Origin of the sequence: Micromonospora echinospora (assembly GCF_900091495.1) — a bacterium.
In the GTDB taxonomy this organism is placed as follows: domain Bacteria; phylum Actinomycetota; class Actinomycetes; order Mycobacteriales; family Micromonosporaceae; genus Micromonospora; species Micromonospora echinospora.
This window is the reverse complement of record NZ_LT607413.1, coordinates 3,451,270-3,475,321: the sequence shown is the minus strand read 5'-3', so window position 1 is coordinate 3,475,321 and position 24,052 is coordinate 3,451,270. Positions and strand designations below refer to the sequence as shown.

Sequence of the window (24,052 nt, the reverse complement as noted above, 5' to 3'; positions counted from 1 at the left end):
GGTCGTCCTGGACGCGCTGCGGCAGCCGCCGCACGGCGTCGTCGAGGGTCTCCGGGCGGCCGGTGATGTCCAGCCGCACCACCTCTCCACCCGGGTAGGCGAGGTACGGCGGCTCGACGCTGGTGCCACCGTCGACCCGCAGTTCGACCGGGACCGCCAGGGTCGCGGCGAGGTCCCGGGCCAGTTGCACCCGGTCCAGCTCGTGTACGGCGGTCTCGTCCGCCGGGGCGGTCGCGGCGTTGTCGGCCTGCCGGGTCGGGTTGGTGTTCAGCACCACGCGCGCCGGGAGCGTTCCGCCGTGCTCGGCGCGTACCGCGCGCTCCAGTTCCGGGACGACGGACCGGCCGTGGCCGGCGCGGGCGATCTCGGCCAACGCCGTGTCCACGTCCACGACCGGGGTGCTGCGCGGGACCGGCGGGACCGGCAACGCCATCGCGTCCGCCTGCTGTTGCGCCGCGTCCCGGGCGGCCTCGCGGACCGTCCTGGCCTCGTCGAGCATCCGTACGGTGTTGGTGTGCGCCTGCGCCGAGACGTCGCGGGCCCGGAGCTCCTCGCTCGCGGTCTCGACCTGCCGGCGCAGGTCCGGCAGCTCCGCGCGGACCCGGTCGAGGTCCTGTCCGGCGTCCCGGAGGTCTCCGGTGGCGTTCTCCAGCGCCGTCCGGGCCACGTCCAGTTCCCGCCGCGCCTGGTCAAGCTCTGCCCGGGCGGCGGCCCGCCGTGACTCGTCCTGGCTGGTGGCGGGGTCGTCGACGGTCTGCCGGGCCGCTGACTCCAGCCTCTCCCGTCGCGTCACCTCCGCTTCGAGTTCCGGCATCGCCCGGTTGAGGTGGTCGATGTTCTCCTCGAGCCGGGCCCGTTCTCCTTCGGCCCGGGTGACGGCGGTCCTGGCGGCGTCGAGCGACGCCTCCGCGGCGTCCCGGGCACCCTGGGCGTCGCGTTCGTCCCGGCGGGCCTGGTCGAGGTCGTCGACGGTGCGCTGGAGTTCCTGGCTGGCCTGCTGGAGGCGCTCCCGCGTCACCTGCCGCACCCGGGCCACCTCGGCGTCCGAAGCGTCCGAAGCGTCCGGGGCCGGATCGGGATCCGGTGTCGTGGTGAACAGCCGGTCGGCGACGTGACGCAGTGCCGGCCCACGGGTGCCGGTGGCGTTGTCAGCGAGGTGGCGGATCGTCTCGGCCCACTGTTGCCGCTGCGGCGCGGAGAGGGTCTGACGCGCGTCCCGCACCAGCGTGGTGACGGCGGCGTCGGCGATGTTCAGGCCGGCGAGCGCGTCGGCGGTCAGGTGCAGGATCGCCGCGTCCACGGCGTTGACCGGACCGTCGAGGGTGGCGGCCAGGTAGCCGAGGGCCGACACGGCGGCCGGGTCGGCCACGTCCGGCCGGGCCAGCAGCCTGGTCAGCAACTCCTGCCGCCCGGTCGGCGCTCCCGGCAGCGGGTTCGGGGTCCCGGCCGCTGCCGACGCCGGCGGGGTGGGGCCGAGCAGGTACCGGTATCCGTCGTCGAGGTGACCGTAGCGGGCCAGGGTGAGCAGCGCGTCCCGGGCGGCGAGGTCGACGTTGTGGGGCAGTCCCGCCCGGCGGATCTGCAGCGCGCTGTGCGCCCGGTCGGAGAGCAGCTCCGCCCCGTGGTCGTCAAGGAAAGTACGGGAGTCCTCCCAGTCGCCGATGGTGAGCCACTCGTCGAGGGCGGCGGTGACCGGGGGCATCGGATGGTGCACGACGTCGGCCGGCGGCAGTACGGTGTCCGCCGTGCCGGCCCAGGTGGCGGCTGGTGGGGGCAGCGCCGGGATCAGGTCGGCGGCGGTGGAGACGTCCCGCCACGCGTCAGCCAGGTCGGTCGCGGTCGTCCCGGACGCGGTCACCGCGGCGGCGACCGCACCGGCGTCGTCCGGGGTCAGGCCGTCGAGCAGGTCGGCGACGCCGTGCAACCGCTGCCGCTCGATGATGTCGAGCGCGTCGCGCAGCGTCGCCACGTCGCGGCCGGCCGCCGTGGGCAGCTCGGTCAGGGCTTGCAGAGTGTCCGGCCAGTTCTGCGGAGGGTTGATGGTCCACGCGGCGGAGGCGATGGCCCGGAAGGTGTCCAGTGCGCCGACGGCCGGGTCGAGGATGTCGGCCACGGCCCGCAGGATGCCGGCGTCGGAGACGGCCTCCGGCCCCGGCCGGGGTCGGGTCACCCGGGGGTCGGCGTCGACGAGGTCCGCCAGGGCCCGCAGCCCGGCCGGGGCGGCCGGGTCGGCCGGAGCCGTCGGGTCGGCCGGTACCACTGCGGCCACCGCGTCGGCGAGCGCTCGGTGCCGGGCCGTCGCGTCGGCGGCGGCGAGGTAGTCGTACGCGGCGGTCAGTTGTCCGGCCCGGATGGCGTCGAGCAGGGCACGGTGCCGGTCGAGGACCGGATCGCCGGCGGGTGCCGGGGTCGTCCCGGGCCGGGCCGCGTCGGGCTGGACGGTTTCGGGCTGGGCCGGCGCGGTCGAGGGTGACGCCGGCCGGGCCTGCTGCTGGTCCTGCGTCAGCCGCGCCGCGGTCGGGTCGGCGCGCAGCACCTCGAGGTTGTCCTCCGCGAGCTGCCGGGAGGCCGCCCAGTTGCCGTCCTGGAGCAGCCAGCTCGTCAGCACGTCGGGCTCGACCAGGGTGACGGCCTGCGCCCCGGCGAGTACGTCCCGGAACTGCTGGGCGTCGAGGGTCCGCTCGGCCGTCCCGAGGGCGAACGGGTCGTAGAGCCGGTACGTGCCGTCGACGTCGATACGTGCCGCAGCGGCACCCTGGGGGCGGGTGATCCACACGCGGGTGCCGGGGCGCAGCATGTCCGGCGCCTGGGGCAGCGGCCCGGTGGTAGTCCATCCCGAGGGCAGGACGGCGGCCAGCAGCCGCCGCGCCTGACCGGCCCGGGTCCCGGCGGTGTCGGTGTCGTCCCGGGCGGTGTGGACGGCAAGGGGGTTCGCGGGTTTGGCGGGCAGGCCCTCGGTGATCCACTCACGGGCCCGGTCGTCGGCGTCGGCGCGGGCCTGGCGGATGTGCGTCTCCAGCTCCGGACCCAGCTCCGCAGCGGCGTCCATCTGCACCGGGGTGCCGCTCAGCAGCTCGTGGTAGAGGGCCATCTGCCGTCGCAGGCGGATCCCGGCCGCGTCGGCCCGCAGCTTCAGGTCACGGTCCAGGTCGAAGATCACCTCGGGGGCCGTGACCGGGGCGAACGTGCCGTCCGGCCCCTCCCGCAGTGCGACGATCCAGCCCTGCGGGTCGATCCGGTACCGGCTGGCCGTGCCCTGGTCGTCGGTGACGGTCAGGTCGAGGTGGGTCTTCAGCTCGAACGCCACCACCCGGGCCACGGTGCGCGGGTCCTGGGCGAGCAGCTCCACCTCCTCCGGCGGGGTGACCGACGGGGAGCCGGGCGGCTGCACCGCCTGCACCCGCTCGACGATCTGGGGGATCCGCTCGGCGAACTGCCGCACGTCGGTGGCGGGCAGCACGGCACCGACTGCGAACTTGCCGACCCGGTTCTTCCAGGCGGTCAGCTCGGCGAGGCCGGCGGCGGCCTGCTGCACGGGGTTGAGCCGCTGGAGGTGACCCACCGCCCAGTCCAGCACCACCTCGTACCGGAGGCGGGTCTGCTCGGCGGCACTGGCGGTCAGCCGGAGCGGGCTGACCGGGTCGTAGTGGTTGCCGATCTGGTCACGGATCAGCAGGGCCACGTGCTGGGGCGCCTGTTGGGGGTCGAAGGTGCCGGCGTCGATGACCCGGCCGGCCACCGGAGCGGCGGCCATGCCCGCCGGGGTCGCGCGTTGCAGCAGGCCCTCCAGGCCGATCGTGGGGGCGTCGGCCGCCGGTGCGGGCCAGTCGGCCGGGTTGTTCGCCTTCCAGTCGTACCGTTCGGAGAGCGCGCGCTGGAGCTCGTGTACCTCGTCGGCGAACATCTCGTAGAACCCGTCGCCGCTCATCCAACCGGTGCCGGGGGCGTCGTCGGCCTCGAACCGCGCCGGCTCCATCGGGGCCAGGCCGGCGTCGCGGTGGAACGCGCTGTGCTGGTGCGGGACCGCGACGAAACGCGCCTGGGTGCGGATCCGGACCAGGTACGTCCGCCCCTGCATCTTGAGGTGGTTCTCGAGCCGCTTGGTGTCGTCGAAGGTGGCGCTGTGGCTGGCCGGCGCGTTCCGGTTCGCGCCGGTGGAGATCCCGCCGGTGGCCGTCGTGTCCTCCTGCGGGCCGATGTTCGTCTTCCCGATCGGCGCGCCGTAGGCCATCCCCACGTCGACGTTGGGCCGCCACCGGCTGCGCGACTGGGTGGCCGAGGTGGTGAACGCGAACTTGGCGTACCGGCCGGTGCCGGTGGTGGCGAGCTCGCTGATGATCTCCAGCGAGTGCAGCTTGACGTACATCCGCATGGCGACCCGGTTGTTGGACGAGCCGGCGACGAACAGGTGCGAGCCGAGCAGGTATCCGCCGTCGTCCAGCCCTTCGGAGAGGTGGTTGTCGACGTTGAGCCGGGACAGCAGTCCGTCGAGCGCCACGCTGCCCCGGTACAGCGGGGCGTTGGCCTGCGGGCCGAGCACTTTGCCCATGAGGTGCCGGGCGGCCGGGTAGAGGTCGTCGACCAGGGCGGCGCTGACGTAGGCGTCGCCGGGCAGCGACGGCAGCGCGCGCAGGTCCAGCTGCGGCGACCGGGGGACGGGGGTGGCCTCGGCCAGCCCCCGGGGCACCTTGAAGTCGATCCGCCCCTCGTAGTGACGGGTCAGCACCGGCTCCACCGGCGCGAGGGAGATCGCGTTGGCGAAACCGGCGGGCGCGCGGTGCAACGCCCAGTCCGCCGCGTTGTTCAGACCCGTCAGCACGTGGTTCACCAGGTAGCTCGGCTGCCAGCCGTGCATCTGCACCCGGCTGAGCTCCATGGTCAGGCCGATGTCGTCTTCGGCTTCGTAGTTCCCCGTCCAGTCGTAGACGGTGCGTTCCCGGACGACCTGCGCGGCGCCCTTGACGCCGCGCCCTCCCCCAGGCGCGAACGACAGCGACGCGGCGGTGGACACCGGGACGCCGTCGACCGAGAAGCCGAACCGGGCCGGCGTCAGGTTCCAGCCCAGCGACTGTCCGATGATGCGAGCGGTGGCACCGTAGGCGTGCTCGTAGTTCTCGATGCCGTAGTCGGCCCGCCAGCCGGTGTACCGCGGTCGGCCGCCCAGGGTGCCCGAGACCTTCAGCTTGAACATCTGGGCCGCCACCGGGTTGCGCTGGTCGACCAGGTAGAACGTCACGCCGTTGTAGCGGTGCAGCATGTCGGCGAACACGATGTTGGCGCGCTGGCCGGCGAGCGTGGACTGGAGCGTTTCGAGGCCGCCGGGCAGCGCGCCGACCACCGACTCGTCGGGCGAGACCATCAGCACGCCCCAGCTGGTCCCCGCCCCCGGCCAGTTGTCGTGGCTGGCCCCGAGCAGCCCGGGCCGGCCGGCGTCCACCAGTTCCCGAACGGCGTCCAGCACGGTCGTGGTGGGGCGCGGCCCGCCGTCCGCCGGGGCCGGCCCGGTGAACAGCACCAGATCGTCGACGCCCGCGTGGCCCAGCGTCCGGTCACCGGTCCGGGTCAGGTAGGGCGGCATGGTCAACGCGCTGAACGGGTTGGCGTTCGGGTCCAGGGTGATCCCGAATTCGGTGGCGAACCGCTCGCGGCGGCGCGGGGCGAGCACCGCGCCACGCTGGGGCAGGTCCACGTGCCGGTCGGCGAGCGTCAGCGCCCACGTCTGGACCCGGTGCTGGATCAGGTACGCGCCGAGGTCGGGCAGACCGCCGGCCACGCGGTCGGCCAGCTCGCCACGCCACCGGCTGAGCAACCCCGCCACGGTGTTGCCGCTGAGCACCAGCTCACCGCGGGACCACCGGCCCATCGCGTCGACCAGCTGCACATCGCTGACCGGCAGCTTCCCGGCCGCGTACTGCGCCAGGGCCTCCGCCTCCGGCAGGATGAACAGCATCGTGCGGTCCCGCAGGTCGGCTCCGGGTGGCACGCTGACCCGGCTGGCGGCGAACCCGACCTGCGTACGGACGCCGGCGCGGACGTTGGCGTCGAATTCCGCCACATAGGCGTACCCCCGGCCGAAGGCCAGCTTGAGCATTTCCAGGCCGCCGACGCGCTTGGTCTCCGCCGACTCGCTCTTGCTGACCCGCACGCCCGCCGACTCGCCGAAGCCGACGTTGACCGGGCCGAACTTGCGGCTGAGGCCGATGTTGGGCAGGTTGAACGCCTTCGTGAACGACTCGTTGGCGACGTTGACGGTCTCGGCCAGGTACAGCTCGATCAGACCGGTGACGTACTGGTCCGGGGTGGCGCCGACGAACTGCACCCTCCGGATCCGGGGCACCTTGACCGAGAGCGCGGCGTTGGTGTTCGCCCAGAAGCCGGGCTCGACCAGGGTGGTCGCGCCGTACTGGCCGAGCATCGCCTCCTTGAACCGCGCCTGGAAGGTGACGTGGTTGGTCAGGCTGGCCACCGGCCCGGTCATCGGCCGGCCGGCCAGGGTCAGGTCCCGCGGCAACTGGTTCTGCGCCGCGGCGCGCAGGCCGTGCGCGTCGACGAAGTACACGATGCCCTGGTGGAGCGCCGACGGTGCGACGTCGCCGGGGGCCACCTCGCTGAAGGTTGCCGGGTCGGAGTTGAACTTCAGCAGCGCGGCGTGCACGTTGGCGGGGATCAGCTCCGGCGAGACGATCGGGGCGTCCCGGTCGCTGATCCGGACCACGTAGCCCAGGTCGTACGGCGCGTTGACGAACATCACCCGGCCGCCGTACTCCTTCAGCTCCGGCCGGTTGACCACCCGGGTCACCCGCTCGGCGGCGCCGACGTTGCGGCTCACCGACCCGCCGAGGAGTCCGACGGACCGGACATCCTTGACGCTCGGCGGCAGCGCGGTGTTCACCCCGCCCTCCACCGACCAGCCCTGGTTGCCGCTCGCGCCCTGGCCGGCGATGCCGAGCGACATCCCGAGGGTGACCGTGCTCACCTCGTCGCTGAGCCGTTCGAAGTGCACCGAGTTGCCGTCCGCGTCCACGTCCGCGGTGATCCGGGGGATCGCGAAGACGGTCACCTCGGCGGTAAGTTTCACCGCGTTGCGCCAAGTGTTCAGGGTGAAGGACATGCCCGCCTCCGGGGCGGGCGCGTCCGGGTCGTCGACGAGCGCGGCGCCGTCCTGGACGAGCGAGTCGAAGTGCGACTCCAGGCCGTCGCCGCTCACCATCTTGTTGAACAGGTCCAGGTTGTCGATCGTGGCGTCGGTGTCGCGGTGGACGACCTCGTCGTAGGTGTCCCGCGCCCCGTCGACCATCCGACCCAGCAGCGGCCGTTCCTCGAGGGGCGTACCGGGATCCGGGGTCGCCGGCCGGTTCTGCTCCCCGTGCGCCCACGGCCGGTCTCCGTCCGCCGGAAGGAACCCCTCACCGGCCAGCACCTCCATGAGACCGGCCCGGAGCCGCCGCACCGCCGGCTTGTCGATCCTCGGCAGGGCCTGACCCAGCAGACCCCGCCCCTGGATGACGTGCCGGGGCAGCAGGTTGCCGCCGGTGTCCTCCGGGTGCACGCCGGTGTTGCGCAACCTCGGCCGCCACTGGTCGTGCGGCACCGACCGCGGTCGTCCGCCTGCGGGCACCACCGCCAGGTCACCGTCCGCCAGACCGGGGACGGGATCGGGGGCGAAGGCGTCGGCGTCGACGCTGAACCCGTAGTCGAAGGAGTCCGGCTCGGACATCCGGAGCACCACCGACCCGTCCACCACCGGCGTCGGATGCGGCCACTCGCGCGGCCGGCGGGAGGTGATCACCTCGGCGTGGAACTCGAAACGCACCTCGTGGCCGACGGTCTGGCCGGTGTACCGGCCGACCACGACGTTCAGCGACGCCACCGTGACGCCACCACCGTCGTTGCTGGTCCAGCTCATCCCCGCACGGGCGGAGAGACCGAGCTTGGTGCTCTCCTTGTACGCCTGTGGATCGTCGAGACGCCGGGCCAACGGCAGATCCACCGCGCCACCGAAGGACAGCCCGGCGGACTGCCCGAGGGTGAACTCGCCGCCCTGCCCCACGATGCCGGTACGCACCTGCTCGATGTGGGCCTTGTCGCTGCTGGCGCCCACCCGCGTGGAGCCGTCGCCGAGGCCCACCTGCACCGAACCGCCGAGACGACGGCCGTACACCCGGATGCTGGCCGCCGCGTGCCCGTCGTCGTGCAACGTGAACGCGTAGCCCCGGGTCAGCGCGCCGGCGTCGCCGTCCGTCTCCGGCGTACGCCGGTTGTTCACCGCCTCGTCGAAGTGCGTCTCCAGGTTCCACAGCTTGCGCTGCAACTCGTTGCGCATCGGGCTTTCGATGGACATGTCGAAGCCGTCGGCGCGCAGCCGGTCGATGATGTGGTCGTACAGTTCGTTGAGACCGGTGATGTTGCTGGCGGAGAAGAGCTCCGGCACCCGCGTCAGGTTGTCCCGCAGGTGCTCGGGCAGGTCGGCGACCACCTGCTCGCCGGCGTTCTCCAGCAGGTGGTCGGGGATCGCCACCACCAGCCGGGCGGCCTCCTGCCCGTCCGCCGGCTCCGGCACCTCCACCGCCTGCCACGGCTGCCCGTCGCCGCGTGCCTCGATCAACCACCCCGGCTCGTACGAGTAGAACGTCGAATCCGCGCGGGTGTCGAACACCCGGCCCTTCTCGGCGTCGATCAGGTAGGCGGACTTCTGGTCGACCTTGTTGAGGGTGGCGTTGAAGTTGGGTCCCCAGTGGGTCATCGGGCCGAGCGGCACGTCGACGTTGAAGCCACCCCGCAACCGCATCGCCCGCGTGGTGGTGCCGTCGGACTGGCTGTGCGCACCGGTCTGGAAGACACCCTGGGTGAACTGGTTGGCGTGGAAACGGCCGTCCTCGCTCGTCCGGCCCTCGGTGTCGTCCAGCGACGGACCGGGCGTCTCCGTGTCGAACGAGCCGGCCGGGTTCGCCACCAACTGCGGGTCCTCCGGCCGCAGGCGGGCCCGCACCTCGATGCCGCCCAGCGTGAACAGGAGCCCGTCCGCGGAGACCAACTGCGGGTAGTTGTTGAGCAGCCGCTCACGCAACTGTTCCCACTCGTTGTCCCGCACGGTGACGCCCCGGCGGGCCACCTCCGCGCGCAGCCCCTGCTCGACACGGTCGACGTCCGGCAGGTTGGCCTTGGGATCGCCGAGCGCCAGCGCCCGCCGGTCCGGGGTGGCCGGCAGCGCCGGAGCCGACGCGGACGACCCGTCAGGATCGGGTGCGGCCGGTCCGGCGCTGGTCGCGTTGCCGAAGACCCGGACGTCCCGGTCGGCCTCCGGAACACCGGACAGCAGCCGGGCGACCGTGTCGGCCACCTCGCGCGGGATGGGACCGCCCCGGGACTGGACCACCACGGCCACCCCGCTCGCGGGGGCCGCCAGGGCGTCGGGGGAGAGCGTGTGCGGGCTGGTGCCGTTCTGCGCGAACAGGACAACGCCAGTCTGTTCCCGGACCGTCCAACCCCGGTACACCTCGTACCCGTCGGTGGCAGCCGGTCGCAGGCCCAGCGGCCCCGGCTGCCGGGGCGGTGCCGGACGCAGCGGCACCCGCCAGGCGTGCGCGGCGGCCGGGAAGGTCTCCTGCCCCCGGGCGTCGACCGGGATCAGCTCGTCGGCACCGGCCGGCTGCCGGCCCACCACCGAGACCGGCAGCACCAGTTCCAGCCGCCCGCCGAACCGCTCCCGCAACACCTTTGCCACCCGGGCAGCGTCCACCGCACCGGACGGCGTGCCCGAAGTACCGGCGGCCGGTGGCGCGACGAACACCTGGAGCGGGCCGGCACCCGAAGGAAGCCCTCGATGGATGGCCTCCACGACGGCGACCGGGTCGCCGACCGACTCGTCCACCACCAGCCGGGGCCGGTCCGGGCTGGTCAGGTCGGACCAGTTCAGGGTCGTGGCACCGGCCGGCGGCCGTGGACCGGTGTGGGCGAGCACCCCACCCGGAACGTGGCTCAACTGGACGCCGGCCGGCAGCCCGGACACCTCCGACGGGACGAGAGTGCGCCGGTCCAGCCCCATCCCGGAGGTGATCAGGTTCGTCGGCGCGGCAGCAGGCATGCCCCCGAAGATCCGACCGACCCGGTGACCCACCTCGGCCGGCAGCGCAGTCGCTGCCCAGCCCAGGAAGACCACCGGCTCGGCCAGCCAGCCACCGGTGTCCGGCAGCAACCGCCGCGCCCCGTCCAGCTCGGTCGCCGGCCCGATCCACAGGTGGCTACCGCCGTCCCAGACCACCCAGCCGTCGCCGAGCCCGTACACGCCGGGCGACTGCTCGGGCAGGCCGTACGGGGCGGGCCGGCGCGGTGCGCCGGTGACCTCGGGCAGGAAGAGGTACCGCTCGGGCCGCCCGCTGAAGAAGGTCACCTCACCGTTGGCGTCCAGCGGCACGATCTGCGGGCTGGGCGTCGGCCGGTCCCTCAGCGCCGACCGGGGCACCGACAGCATGGCCGAGGACTGCGGCCCCAGCGCCTGCGCGGTGACCTCCAGCGCCCGGGCCACGGTGACCGGCTGGTCCTGCGGCCAGTGCAGGACGGCCATGGTGGTGTCCTGCGTCCGCATCCCGGCCAGCGCGGTGCCGAGATGGTCCGGGTCGAGCACCGAGGAGTGCAGCAGGATGGCCGGGCCGGGGCCGGTCGGGGGCAACACCCGCGAGCTGATCGGGCCGGGTGCGGCATCCCTGTCGTGCAGCAGCACACCGCCCACCGCGCGCTGGAGCCGCAGGTCGTCCGGCAGCCCCTCGGCCATCAGGACCAGCGGCGCGTCCGGGGAGGCGGCCAGGGGGACGACCTGCTGTTGACCGTCGTCGGCGGCCGGGGCCGGCGGTTGCGGGGTCGGCGCGAGCTGCTGCGGGGGTACGGCCGACAGCTCGACCGTCGCAGGGGTTTCCGGCACGAGCGCATCGAAGTGGACGCCCGGTCGCTCCGGGTCGGCGGCCGATCGGGCCAGATTGACCGGGGTGCCCCCGGTCGGGCCGTACGCGCCCACCGGCCGCACCCCTTCCGGGGCGACCTGGGAGACCCGCATCCGGGCATCGGTCGCGTGCGCCAGCAACGGTGTCAGGAACCGGCCGGCCGGGCTGTTCGACAGGTTCGCCCAGTCGTTCACGGCCGCCTTCACCGCGGCCAGTTCCCCGGAGTCGAGCTGGCGCTCGGGGTCGGTCAACACCTCGAGCAGGTGACGGCCGGCGTCCGCCGGATTCGCCCGCATCTCGTCGAGACGTGCCCGCGCGATGTCCGGGTCCAGGAGACCGGCGTCCACGAGTTCATCGACGCGCTGCTGCGCCTGGTCGGGGCTGAGCGCCGCCGCATCCCGCTCGTGTTGCTCCCGGAAGGCGAGCCGCTGCGCGGTCACGTCCGCCGGCAACCGCCCCGCGTTCTCCGCCAGATAGTCCGACACGTGGTCCCGCAACAACTCGGTGACCCGGCCGAGCTCGGACCCCTGCGGCACTCCGGTACGCACCGATTCGGCGACAGCGGCCCGCACCCCGGCCGCATCGGAGAGGAACTCCCGCAGGTCCGCCGGCAGCCCCGCGTCCAGCGCGGTGCGGACCAGGGCCGGTTCGGAGGCGACGAACGCGGACAACAGGTCGCGACCGTCGCGGGGCACGCCGAGCGGGACCAGAACCGGTTGGGGCGCGTCCGTGGGAGCGACGTACGAAGCGGCCGTATCCCGGATCTGGTCGAGTTCCCAGGCGGTGAACCCCGGCTCGTGCAGATGATCGTCACCGACAGTCCTGGACGTCCTGAGCAGATCACCCGGCGAGCCGTCGTGCGGCACCCCAGCGAAATGCTTCAACTCATGCCCATAGGCGCGGGACGGAAGATCCGCAAGCCAATGCAACTGGGTGATCCGACCCGCCGAACCATCCTCGCTGACCCAGACACGATCACTGTCCCGCAGATCACTGCCATACCGGCTGAGCCGAACCACCGTCTCCGCGGCCGGATCGAACACCACCGCCACCGCCTGCGTCTGCGGCCCGCCCTCCGGCCGCAACCGCTCGTTGGTCCGCACCACCCACTGCTCAACCGCACCCAACGTGCGCAGAATCGAATCCCGACCCACATTCGCGTCGGGTTCCAACCGAAGACGGAACACCACGTTCCCCGACCCACGATGCACCCAGTGATCGACGTGGACCCGAACCCCCGCGTCCTCCCCCGCCGTCTCCACCCGGAACGGACGCCCCTCCCCCGGCGTCTCCACAAACCCCAACGGCTCCGAACCCCGCCACGTAAACCGATCCGAATGCACCCGCGTCATCTCGCCCCACGAAGGCAAACCCTCCACACTGCGATACGACACACGCCAACCACCATCAACCCGCACCACCGACGGCTCCACCCCAGCCGCCCACCCCGACGACAACCCAACCCCGCCATCGGCCGAAGCCGCACCAGCCCACTCGAACGCCGCCGGCCCCCCAGGCAACGACGACCCCCCGGTACGCGGACGCTTCTCGAGTGGCCCCGCAGGCCATGCCGGCGCGGCCGGACGTTTGCCGCTGTCGGTCGTCTCCCACTGCGTCTTGAACTCGTCGAACCACTCGTTCGGCAGGTTCGTGTCGACGAGCCGGTAGGCGTATCCGGACTGGTCGGCCAACGGCGCCTTGACGGCGGCGAAGATGCTCGTGACGACGTTCGACCCCTCCATCCGGAGGAATCGGCCGACCCGCAGGGCGACCTCCGTCCCAGCAGAGAGATCCACCTCCTGCCCGTCCAGCGTCCTGCCCGAGTTGTCATCGCCGAACGTGAGCGGCAGCGGGTTTGGCGTGCGCCTGTCCTCCTGCATGACGAGATCGATGGATACTTCGTCGAGAAGCGCCGCCGGCTCGACTGACTCCCACAGCGCCATCGAGCGCAGCCGCTCGATGTCGTAGGCGGTGGGGGCCGGCGAGGACAGCTCCAGGTACAGGGGCGCTCCGGTGCCGTTCCTTCCGGCGGGTGCTTCCAGGACCGCCAGGGGTCGGCTATCCATGCCGTATCCGAGCCGGAAACGGCCCTCCCTCAGTTCAGCGGCGATGACCGGCGGAAGTCCGTCGGCCATCTCGACGGGTGGGAGCGTGACTCGCTGGCCGCCGAAGGTGATGTCAAAGGTTCCGCCTTCGCTCACCGGCGCCGTGATGTGGTAGACATTGCCGAACGTCCACCGGTCGACGGTCTCCCACACTGAGCCGGCTGCCGTGCTCCACAATTCGGCCAGCTCGCTGTCGGTGAACCTGCGGGCGATCTCCTTGTAGGCGAACCTCTCGGTGCCGTCGGGCGCGGTGTACGGGATTCTGGCGATACCGACACCCTCGCCGTCAACCTTTCCGAAATCGACAGCGACCCTGTCGCCCAGGACGGCGACTCGATCGACATATCCGAGGACCGTGTCGTTCCCGTCAAGCCGGAGCCGGAGAGTTGGACGACCTGCGGTGTCCTCGACGAGGACGGGGATGGTGAACGGGTCTTGCAGGTTCCAACGGTTCTCGTCTTCCCAGGTGCTCTCCGCGCGGAGGGCGTCGCGGTATCGGAGGTGTTCTTCGAGTACGTCGGCGAGCCCCTGGGGGGAGCTGGGGCCTTGGCTGATAGCCGCGACGTTCCGGTGGAAGGTGTCCCGCAGGAGCGGCCAGTGGCCGATCGCCGTGTTCTGTTCCGCCGTGTCGACTTCGGTTTTCAGCACCTCGATCGCCTCGTCGAACACCACGTCCAGTCGGCGCAGTTCGGTGAGGGCTGCGGGTGACGGGAAACCCTCGGCGATGCGGGCATCGTGTGGATCACGAGGCTGGGCGAGATAGTAGGCGCCGTCGAACCAGACGACTGGTTGCGGGACCTCACCGTCATCGGACGGTGGACCGATGACGTACGGGGGGGCACCGTACGGATGGTGGATCGCCATCGGCAGACCCAAACCCCAGGCCACGATGTGGGGAACCACGTGCACGACGTCGGGATAGCCCGGCTGGCGGTGTAGGAGTTTGTTGAGCAGGTGCTGGTGCAGCGTCTCCCGTCGCTGCTCGGACATGTCCTCGGGATAGGGGAGAAGTGCTCTGAACATTGACTGCTCACCCCGGCGGAGGTCGGCGTCCAGGTGGCGGGCCACCAGCACGCCCAGTCCAGCCACGGTGGTGACGCCCGACTGCACCAACCGTTCCCGATGGGTTTTCAACACCGTCCCGTAGAAGGCGTCGAGCGGCTCCGCGCCGCTGTCCGCGCGACCGATGCGGAAAACCGCATACGCCCAACGCTTGAATGCCGACCCTTTTTGGGTTCTCGAGTTCGTCAACTGACTGAGGGCCGAGTCCACTTTCCGCCACCGGGCATCCACTGCCCGCGCATTCAGAGTATCCAGGTCTGCCGGAGTAAAGTCCGTACGATAGTCCCGGTAGATAAATTCCTCGGTTCCGTCGGGCGCCCGGTAGGGAATTCTGGCAACAGCGAATACCTCTTCACCGTCCATCCCGAAATCGAGGGAGATCCGGTCGCCCGGCATAGCGACAGTATTCAGATGGCGGATACGCAGGCTCTTGTTTTCCACTTGGACAGACGCCGCTGCCTGCGATTCACCGTGGTTGGCGGCGTGGATGTGGAGGGTGACCCGACCTCCCTGAGGCCTTGGGTCCTCTCCTCTCCAGAGGCCGGTCGCGCTGACCTGGGTAATGCTGCTGAGGTACCGGCGGTATTCCGTCAGGGTGTCGGCCTGCTGCCGGGGCGATTCGGGGCGTTGCCGCTCGGCGAGATCTACCCCGCCGACCCCTTGACGGATGACCGCGAGCCTACGCTCTAGTACTTCCCGCTGGACGGGCCAGTGCCTGCCGGTCGTTCGGAGTTTCTCTTCCACCGCGTCGATTCGCATCAGCAGCATACCGAGCGCCTGGTCGAACAGTCCATCCAGTCGCCGCTTCTCACCTTCCGGTATTGGCGTCCGCTCGGGACCCCTGGCGATTCTGGCGGCGAGGTCAGCATCGTCTGGATCAGCAGGCCGGACGAGGTAGTAGGCGCCCTTGTAGAAGACAACTGGCAGCTTGGTGGAATCGGACCCCGGGCCAATGTCGTACGGGGCGTCGAACGGTTGGTAGATGCGCACCGACTGGGGTATGAGCCGGGCCAGGGCATGGACAGCCACATGCGCGACGTCGTGATCGCCGCCGACGCCGTACGCGATTTTGCCGATCCACTGCCGGTGCAGGTCCTCTCGTCGCTGCTCGGACACGCCCTCCGGATACGGAAGCAAACGCCGAAACTCCGACGCGTCACCCAGACGGAGATCGGCGGCCAGGCTGCTGGCCGTCCATTCGTGCAGTCTTTGACGGTTGATCCCCAAGTCCGCAAACTGCTCACGGAAGGTGCGGAAAACCGATTCGTAGAAGTTGCCCGGTCTCGCTCGCGTGAGATCGAGTCCGAACACCTCGCCCGCCCACCGCACGAAGTTCTGCTCGTCGCGGTTGCCCACGGCTGACAACAGTTCGATCGTCGTGGCAACCACCGCCGGCAGCGAGCCCGACGTTACAAGGTTCGCCTCCGCCAAGCCCCGCGCCGCATCGTCGGCCCTCTCCGCCAGCATCGCCGCAACCGACCCCGGCTTTGTCAGCGCCTCGGTGATGTCGCGTTTCAGGTCGTCGAAGCGCTCGTTGTCCACACCCGTGTCAAGGAGCTGGTAGACGTGTCCGGACCCGTCGACCAACGGCGCACGGACCACGACAGGAATGGTGCCGGCCACATCCGCCCCGACCCGCCCCTGCCACTGCCCCACCGACAGGGTGACCGATGTCCCCGGAGAGAGATCCACCTCCGCCCCGGCCAACGTCCTGGCCGAGTCAGGACCGCCGACCGCGATGGGCAGCGGACCGGGTGTCCATTTCCCCGGCTCCAATAGGACTTCGAAAGACATCCGCTCGGAGAGAGCCCACCGATCCTCCGGTTCCCACAGCGCGTCCTTGCGCAGGCGCTTGATGTCGTCGACGACGAAGGCGGGCTTGCCCAATTCCAGGTAGAGGGGCAGTCCTGTGACGTTCTTCTCGGCCGGTGCTACCACGATCGCAGTGGGTCGACCGTCCTCGGCGTACGAGAGGATGAGACGGCCGTTCAGCTCGGCGTAGAGGACAGGCGGAAGCCCGCCGACCACCGGGACGTGTGGGACCGTGATCTGTCTGTCGTTCCTCGGGGCCGCCGGGTCGCCGTAGCTACCGCCAAACATCCCGCGTCCCAATAGAGGCAATGTCACCTGATAGTGGTCGTTCGACAGCGGCCGGTGGTGAAGGTCCCACACGCGGCCGGCTGCCTTCACCCTCAATTCGAGCAGTTCACCGTCGCTGAATTTGCGTCCGAGTTCTCGGTAGACGATCCTGTCGGTGCGGTCGGTCGCGTCGGTATACCGGAATTCCGCAAAAGCGATGCCTTCTTCGCCTCTTGCCCCGAAATGAACAGGAAGCCGGTCGCCCCGCTCGGCCACTCGGCCGATACCCATATTTACGGTTCTGCCGTCCAGCAGCACGCTCAGCTCCAGCTGCTTAGCATCCTTTGGTCGCTTGGCACTGATGTCGAGCGTGAATTGGTGACGGAAGTCCGTCGTTTCTTCCTTCCATCGAGGATCCGCACGAAGGTGCTCGATGTATCGGCGGTATGCGAGAAGTTCGAGTTCCTGGGCTTTCCTGTTGTGCCGATAGTCGGGGTGTTCACGATGGATGACCGCGAGCTCACGCTGAAGCGTTTCCCGCAGGAGGGGCCAGTGCTTGGAGTTGGTCGGATGGGGGTTGTTCTCCGCCTCCGCGATCCTCGCCAACAGCAGATCGCGTGCTTCGACGAACAGTCGATCCAGTCGCCGCTGCTCGTCTTCGGATACCTCTGTCCGAGGGAAACCCTCAGCGATGCTGCGAGCGCGTTCGACATCTGCCGGGTCAGGTAGCTGGCCGAGGTAGTAAGCGCCCTTGTGGAACACGACCGGATACCGGATGTCGACGGTGGCCGGGTCCGCCTCGGGGGTGTCGACCTCAGCACGGGGCTCTGGGCCGATGTCATACGGAGCACCGAACAAGTGGTGGATCCGCATCGACAGGGACAACCGCGAAGCGATGACGCGCGGAACCACATGCGCAACGTCGTCATGGCCGGACTTGTGGTTCGCGATCTTGTTGAGCCATTGCCGGTGCAGGTCCTCCCGTCGCCGCTCGGACATGACCTCCGGATACGGAAGCAACCTGCTGAACTCCGACTCGCCACCCCGGCGAAGATCAGCGGCCAACTCGCGGGCCACCCACGCGCGCAGCCCAGAAACGCTGCGATCGACCCCCGCAGCCTTCAACTTCTCGTCGAAGCGATCCAACACCGCGTCGTAGAAGTCGTTCGGCTTCGGAAGGCCAGCCGAGAGACTGATCCCGAGCACGTCGCGCGTCCACTGCACGAACTCCGCCTCGACATCGCGGACTCCACCCGCCTCACCACGGGTTCCCACGGCCGACAACTGCTCGATCGCCGAAGCCACGGTCAGCGTCCAGCCCTTCGGAACACCGGACCTACCTACCGCCGGCACCTGAGTCCGCCTCGGAACCTCCCGCACCTGAGTCCGCCTCGGAACCTCCCGCACTTCCGGTGGGGCCGCGCTGATCTCGCTTGTCAGGTCGTAAAAGCGCTTGATGTCCACACCGGTGTCGAAGAGCCGGTAGACGTGTCCGGGCCCGTCGACCAACGGCGCGCGGACCACGACAGGAATGGTGCCGGCGACACCCGTTTCGTCCTCCCCCTGCCCCGGCCACTTCCCCACGGACACGGTGACCGATGTCCCCGGGGAGAGATCCACCTCCGCACCGTCCAAGGTCCTGGCCCGACCACTAGCCCTGACCTCGATGGACAATGGACCCAACACGGCAAGAATCGACAATACCCGAGGGCGAGTCGCTCCCCGCTGCAACACGACATCGAAGGACATCTGCCCGGAAAGAGCCCACCGATTATTCGGTTCCCACAGTGCTTTCTTGCGCAGCCGCTCGACGTCGGATCGAGTGGTGGCAGGTTTGGACAATTCCAGGTACAGGGGCTGACCTTTGACGTTCTTCCCGGCCGGTGCTTCCACGATGGCAGTGGGTCGGCCGCCGTCCCGGGCATACCCGAGCAGAAGCCGGGTCTCGTTCAGCTCCCTGTTGAGAACGGGCGGGAGTCCGCCGACCACCGGGGCCGTCGGGATCCTCGGCTTCAGGGCATCCTGGCCGGGGGCAGCTTGGCCGAGCCCCACGCCCAATTCCCCGTTGTGTTGCACGGACGTCGTCGTGTAGAAATCGCGCACCAATGGCGGACGGTCAACGTCCCACACCTTGTCGACCGCCCTACTCCTCAGCCTGGCCAGCTCCGAGTCGTTCAGACTGCGGCCGATTCCTCGGCGAGAGTGGACTTCGGTGCCGGCAGCCGAGGTATACGAGACTTCAACAAAGCCGGTGCCCACTCCGCCGACCTTGCCGAAATGGACAGCGACCAAATCGCCCGGGACAGCCATCCGTTCGACATCAACGGCGGCCGACTGGCTGTTGCGCAACCATACGCGCAAATACTGGTAATCCGCGCGCCTTGCGTCAACGGAGACGGGCAGGTGGATGGTGAACTGGTTTTCCAGGTTCTGCCGGTTCCCGGACTCCCATCTGCTGGCAGTGAGGAGCCTCCGAAGGTGATGGACGTGGTCAGCGAGTTCCCGGGCCTTTTTGTGGTGGGGAGAGTCGGGATGTTGACGGATGACCGCAAGTTGGCGGTGAAAGGTCTCCCGCAGGACGGGCCACCGGTCGGAGTTGGTCGGATGGGGGTTGTTCTCCGCCTCCGCGATCTCCGCCCGCAGCAGTTCGCGTGCATCGACGAACAGTTGATCGAGACGCCGCTGCTCGTCTTCGGATACCTCTGTCCGAGGGAAACCCTCAGCGATGCGGCGAGCGCGTTCGACATCTGTCGGGTCAGGTAGCTGGCCGAGGTAGTAAGCGCCCTTGTGGAACACGACCGGATACCGGATGTCGACGGTGGCCGAGTCCGCCTCGGGGGTGTCGACGGTGGCCGGGTCCGCCTCGGGGGTGTCGACCGCAGCACGGGGCTCCGGGCCGATGTCATGCGGAGCACCGAACAAATGGTGGATCCGCATCGACAGGGACAACCGCGAAGCGATGACGTGCGGAACCACATGCGCAACGTCGAAGTCGCCGGTCTGGTGGAGCGCGATCTTGTTGAGCCATTGCCGGTGCAGTTCCTCCCGTCGCTGCTCGGACATGACCTCCGGATACGGAAGCAACCTGCTGAACTCCGACTCGCCACCCCGGCGAAGATCAGCGGCCAACTCGCGGGCCACCCACGCGCGCAGCCCAGAAGGGCTGGGCTCGACCCCCGCAGCCTTCAACTTCTCGTCAAAGCGAAGCAACACCGCGTCGTAGAAGTCGTCCGGCTTCGGACGGTCAGCCAAGAGATCGACCCCGAGCACGTCGCGCGTCCACTGCACGAACTCCGCCGCGACATCGCGGACTCCACCCGCCTCACCACGGGTTCCCACGGCCGACAACTGCGCGATCGCCGAAGCCACGGTCCGCTTCCAGTCCTGCGGGACCCCCTCGGCCCCACCGACCGCCGGTGCCCCACTCGACCCCGGGTCCGGCCCGATTGGTGCGGGGTTCTCCGGCAGGGTGCCGAAATCACGCGCCGAATCCTGCTGGTCCCACACTGCCAGCAGATGCACGGCTCGGCGCGGGTCGGCATCCGCCAGCCAAGGGGTGCCAGCCACCGATGCCTGCATAGGAATCTCCGCCCACGGACTCCCGGAGTCGACCGAGCCGGTACCCGCCGGCGGCTCCCCGTCCTCGGACGTCGGTGAATCGACCCCTGCCGGCACGTCCGACTCGACCTGTTCGGGTTCAGCCAGCCGATCGACGTCGGACACCGGTGCCGGCGATTCGACCAACGCCGGCGGATCCCAATAGCCGACCTGGCCGGACTCCGCCCGCCAATCGACGCCACCCAAATCTTCGATCGGCTCCCAGGGGTCGTTCAGGTCGGCATCCGCCAGCCAATCGGTGCCGGACTCCGATGCCGGCGAATCCACGCCCGCCAGCGGATCCGAGGGGTCGACCGGCTCGGCGCCCCTCGGCGTTCCCCCGTCCATGTCGGACGCCGGTGATTCCCCTCCTGCCAGCAGGTCCGACTCGACCGGATCGACACCCCACGCCGGCTCCCAGTCCGGTTCGACCTTTGGCGGTGGTGTGCGCAGATCCAGCCCGCTCAGATCCGGATGCGCGTCTTGGAATCCCAGACCAACAAACTCCGGGCCGGTGCCAGGCGCATCGTCCATCTCCGCCGGGTCGGACGGCTGCCCGGGGGAGGTGGCGTCCGCCTGCATCGCCTGGGACGGGCCGCGTGGCGGGGTGGTGGAGGCGAGCAGGATGGCGCTGGGGTCGATGCTGGTCGTGGTACTCGGCTGCGGGTGCGCGCTGGTGCGGTCGGGAAGGAGGTCGGCGATCGTGGTGGGTCGCCCGGTGCTGTCGAACGCGGCGAGCCGGGTACTCGAGGCGAACAGGTGCCCGAACCACGGATCGCGTTCCGGGTCGGTCGGTTCGGGTCGGTCCTCGGCACCGGGCACCAGGCCGTCGCGCACCTTGATCGTCGGCGGTCCGGACGGTTGTGGCTGGCTGTGGAGGGCGAAGACGTGTTGTGGCTCGTTGGGTGGTGCGACCCTGACCACGACCATCGAGCCCGGTGCCGCTCGCAGCGCGGCGAGCACGTCCTCCGATCGGACTCCGCCGGGGAGGGCGACGCTCTCGTCTGTCGCGCCGAGGATGTCCAGGAGTTGCGGCCAGCTCGTGGTGGGTGCGGGTCGGCCGTCGGGTCCGAGGATCCGGTCGTCGAACACCGCCCGCTTGCCCGGCCGTCCGTACACGGTGGTGTAGGCGTCGAGGGTGGCCTGTACGCACCACCACCACGGGTCGCGGCTGCTGTCGGGGCCCACCGGGGTCTGATCGACCCAGTCGGCGACCCGCCGCGCGGACTCGGCCGCCTCGACGGGCTGCCCCATTGCCGCGACGGGCTGCCCGGTGGCCGCGACCGCCGGCTCCGGTGCCGCGCTGGCCGGCTCGCGGCGTCCGCCCGGGTCACCACCGACCGGCTCGTCCAGCGAGGACACGTTGCTGAACGAATCCCTGCCGCCGACATCGCGCGTGACCGGGTCGCCGCTGATCAACCCGTCCCGCGAGGAGGCGTCCCTGAACGGGTCCGTGTTCCTGAATTCGCGCTTGGCCGCCTCACCATTGTCCGACTCGTCGAGGGACGAGACGCCACTGACCGAATCCCCGTCGATGACGTCGCGTTTGACCGGGTCGCGGCTGATCGGCTCGTCCAGCGAGGAGAGGTCGCTGACCGTCATGGCGTCGTCGCGGCTGGTCAGCTCGTCCGACGAGGAGAGGTCACTGACCGTCATGGTGTCGTTGAAGCTGCTGTCGCGGCTGAAGACATCGTCGCTGGAGACGGAGAGTTCACTGACCGATATCCGGTCGCTGGTGCCGTCATGGTTCGGCGTGCCGTCGGTCCGAGGGGCAACGCCACCCGGCACCGTACCGCGGACGCCGGCCGCATCCGGCGTGCCCGGAGTGCCCGGCGCGCCCGGCGTGCTGGGGGTGCCCGGCGCGCCCGGCGTGATGGGTGTGGCCGGCACCCCCGACGTGGCCGGCACGCTGGGCGTGGCCGGCACTCCGGACGTGCCTGCCGCGCCGGGCATATCCGGCGTGCCGGGGGTGGCGGTGGCCTGGGCGAGTACCTGGTGGTACCCGTCGACCCAGTCCTGCCGGAAGGATCCGGCGAGGGCGTCGTGGTTGGCCGGCTCGACGCCGTACTTCTTGGCCAGGTCAGCGAACTGGGTTTCTGCCAGGTTGGCCGCTGCTGCGGTGTGCTGCTCCGGGGTCACCGGCACCGTCGGCACATCGGTGCGCCGGTTTGCCGGGGTGTCCGTGCTGGCTGGGGTGGTGTCCGGTCCGGTGGTGTCGGGGATGACCGCGGCCGTGAAGCGGGCGGGTAGGTCGGTGACGACCTGCCGGACCACGTCCGCCACGGCGTTGACCTGCGCGGCGCCCGGACTGGCCACCGCAGCCGACGGCACGGCGGGCGGCACGGTGAGTGGTGCGGTGGGCGGTGCGGTGAGTGGTGGGGTGGTGCCGAGGATCGCGTCGAGGCTGCGGTCCACGTGGGCCCGCACGTCACGCGCGACCGCGGCGCGCACGGCGTCCGACGGCACCGCCGCCCCGGGAGCCCCTGGCACGCCAGCGCCGCCCGGAACTCCAGCGCCGCCCGGCAGGCCCGGGGCTCCCGGCGTACCGACGGCCGTCGGCAGGGCGGCACCGCCCGGCACACCAGCGGTCCCCGGCACCTGAACGGCCCCGGGCAGGACCAGTCCGCCTTGCAGGGTGACGGGCGTCGGTGTGCCGGTGGTGAGGTACTGGTCGATGTGGTGCTGGGCGGCCAGGTGCACGGCAGAGCGCAACGCCTGCCGGTCGAACTCCGCCGGCAGCGCGGCGACGACCAGCTCCGGGCGTACCGCCGCCGGGATCTGCCCGCCGGCGGTGACCGACTGTGCGAGGGCTTCGGTGATGCGGGCGACGGCCTGGTCCCGGACACCGAACAGGTACTGCTCGGTGAGCGCGGTGGCGGGCAGGCCGATCTGGGACAGGAAGGCGGGGACGGTCGGGTCGTTCTGCCGGGCGTCGGCCCACTCGGTGAAGACCTGCTCGACCGGCACGGGAAGCGCGGCCAGGAACTGCCGCGCCTGCCCCGTCCCGGCGAGCAGCCCACCGTAGTGGTCCACCAGTTCCTGCTGGAACCGCTGCCACTGCTCCACCGCCGGCGCGCCGGCGACCGCGACCCACTCCGGCACGGGCACCACCGGCACCGTCGGCACCGAGAAGTTCGGCACGGACCACGACGGCGCCGGCAGGTCCGGCGCCGACCACGACGGCGCCGACCACGCCGGTACCGGCGGCACCGGCTCAGGCGCCACTGGCGCCGGTGCCGACAGCGACGGTGCCGGCACCGGCGGGACGGGCACCGGGGCCGGCCCGCCGGAGCCCGCACCCGCCGGATCGCCGACCTCCGGCTGATACGCGGACGGGTCCGCAGTGACCGGGATGGGCGGCGGCACCGGAGCGACCGGCCTACCGTCGGCGGTGAAGCCGACACCATCCGGCATCCGCCACCGGGGCCGGGTCGGATTGAACCCCAGGCCCACCGCGCCGCGACGCGCACCCATCCCGGCCCCGGTCGCGGCCAGCTCGCCCGAGCCCGACAACGCCCCGGAGAGCGCGTCCGGCCCGAGACTGCCCGGGTTGTAGTACCCGTCGACGATGTAGCTGGCACCGATGCCGCCGACCACCTCCATGCCGACTTCCGACACCGGCACCATCATCAGACTGGTCAACAGGTCACGCGTGGAACCCGACACCCCGAGGTGCGCCAGACCACCACCGACGGCACCGGCGAACCGGGCCAACGCCGGCGAGGCCGCCGTGGTGACACCCGCCACCGCCAACCCGTACAACGCCTGCTTACCGACCTGCGCCCAGTCGATCCCCGGCATCAGACCATCAGCCAGCATGCTGATCTGCGCCAACAGCGACGAGCCCGGCATGAACAACATCTGGATCGCCGTGCTGCTCGCCGCCGCCCGCACCATCGACGACCGCAGGATCGTCTGGATGATCGTCCGGGTCTTCACGATGTGCGCCGCCGCCTCCACCGGCAGGAAGAACGCCATCGCGAACGCGACCGCCAACTCGGTCATCATGAAGATGAACATGACCAGCGCCTGACGATCCGTCAGCTCCATCTGGTTGAGGAAGCCCCGCATCGCCTGGGCGGTGTTCACCTTCAGATCGGCGACCCCGTCCAGCAACTCCACGAACGGAGCGGTCTGCGCCACGAAACGGTCGTAGACCTCACCATCCCCCGCCGCCCGAACCGCCCTGATCGCCCGGATCAGCTCCGGAACCAACACGGTCCGCACCCGATCCGCCAGCACCTCCAACGCGTTCAGGTCGTACGCCAACAT

General features: G+C 70.5%; 1 protein-coding gene (cut by a window edge). It reads right to left on the bottom strand.

What is annotated here, in order from left to right:
- A protein-coding gene (locus GA0070618_RS15935) for a toxin glutamine deamidase domain-containing protein (RefSeq protein WP_157748946.1) crosses the window boundary here: on the bottom strand, positions 1 to 24,052 show its 5' portion. 20,291 nt of this gene lie to the left of the window's left edge; 24,052 of the gene's 44,343 nt are visible here — the first part of the coding sequence; its start codon is at positions 24,050 to 24,052; the stop codon falls past the left edge of the window.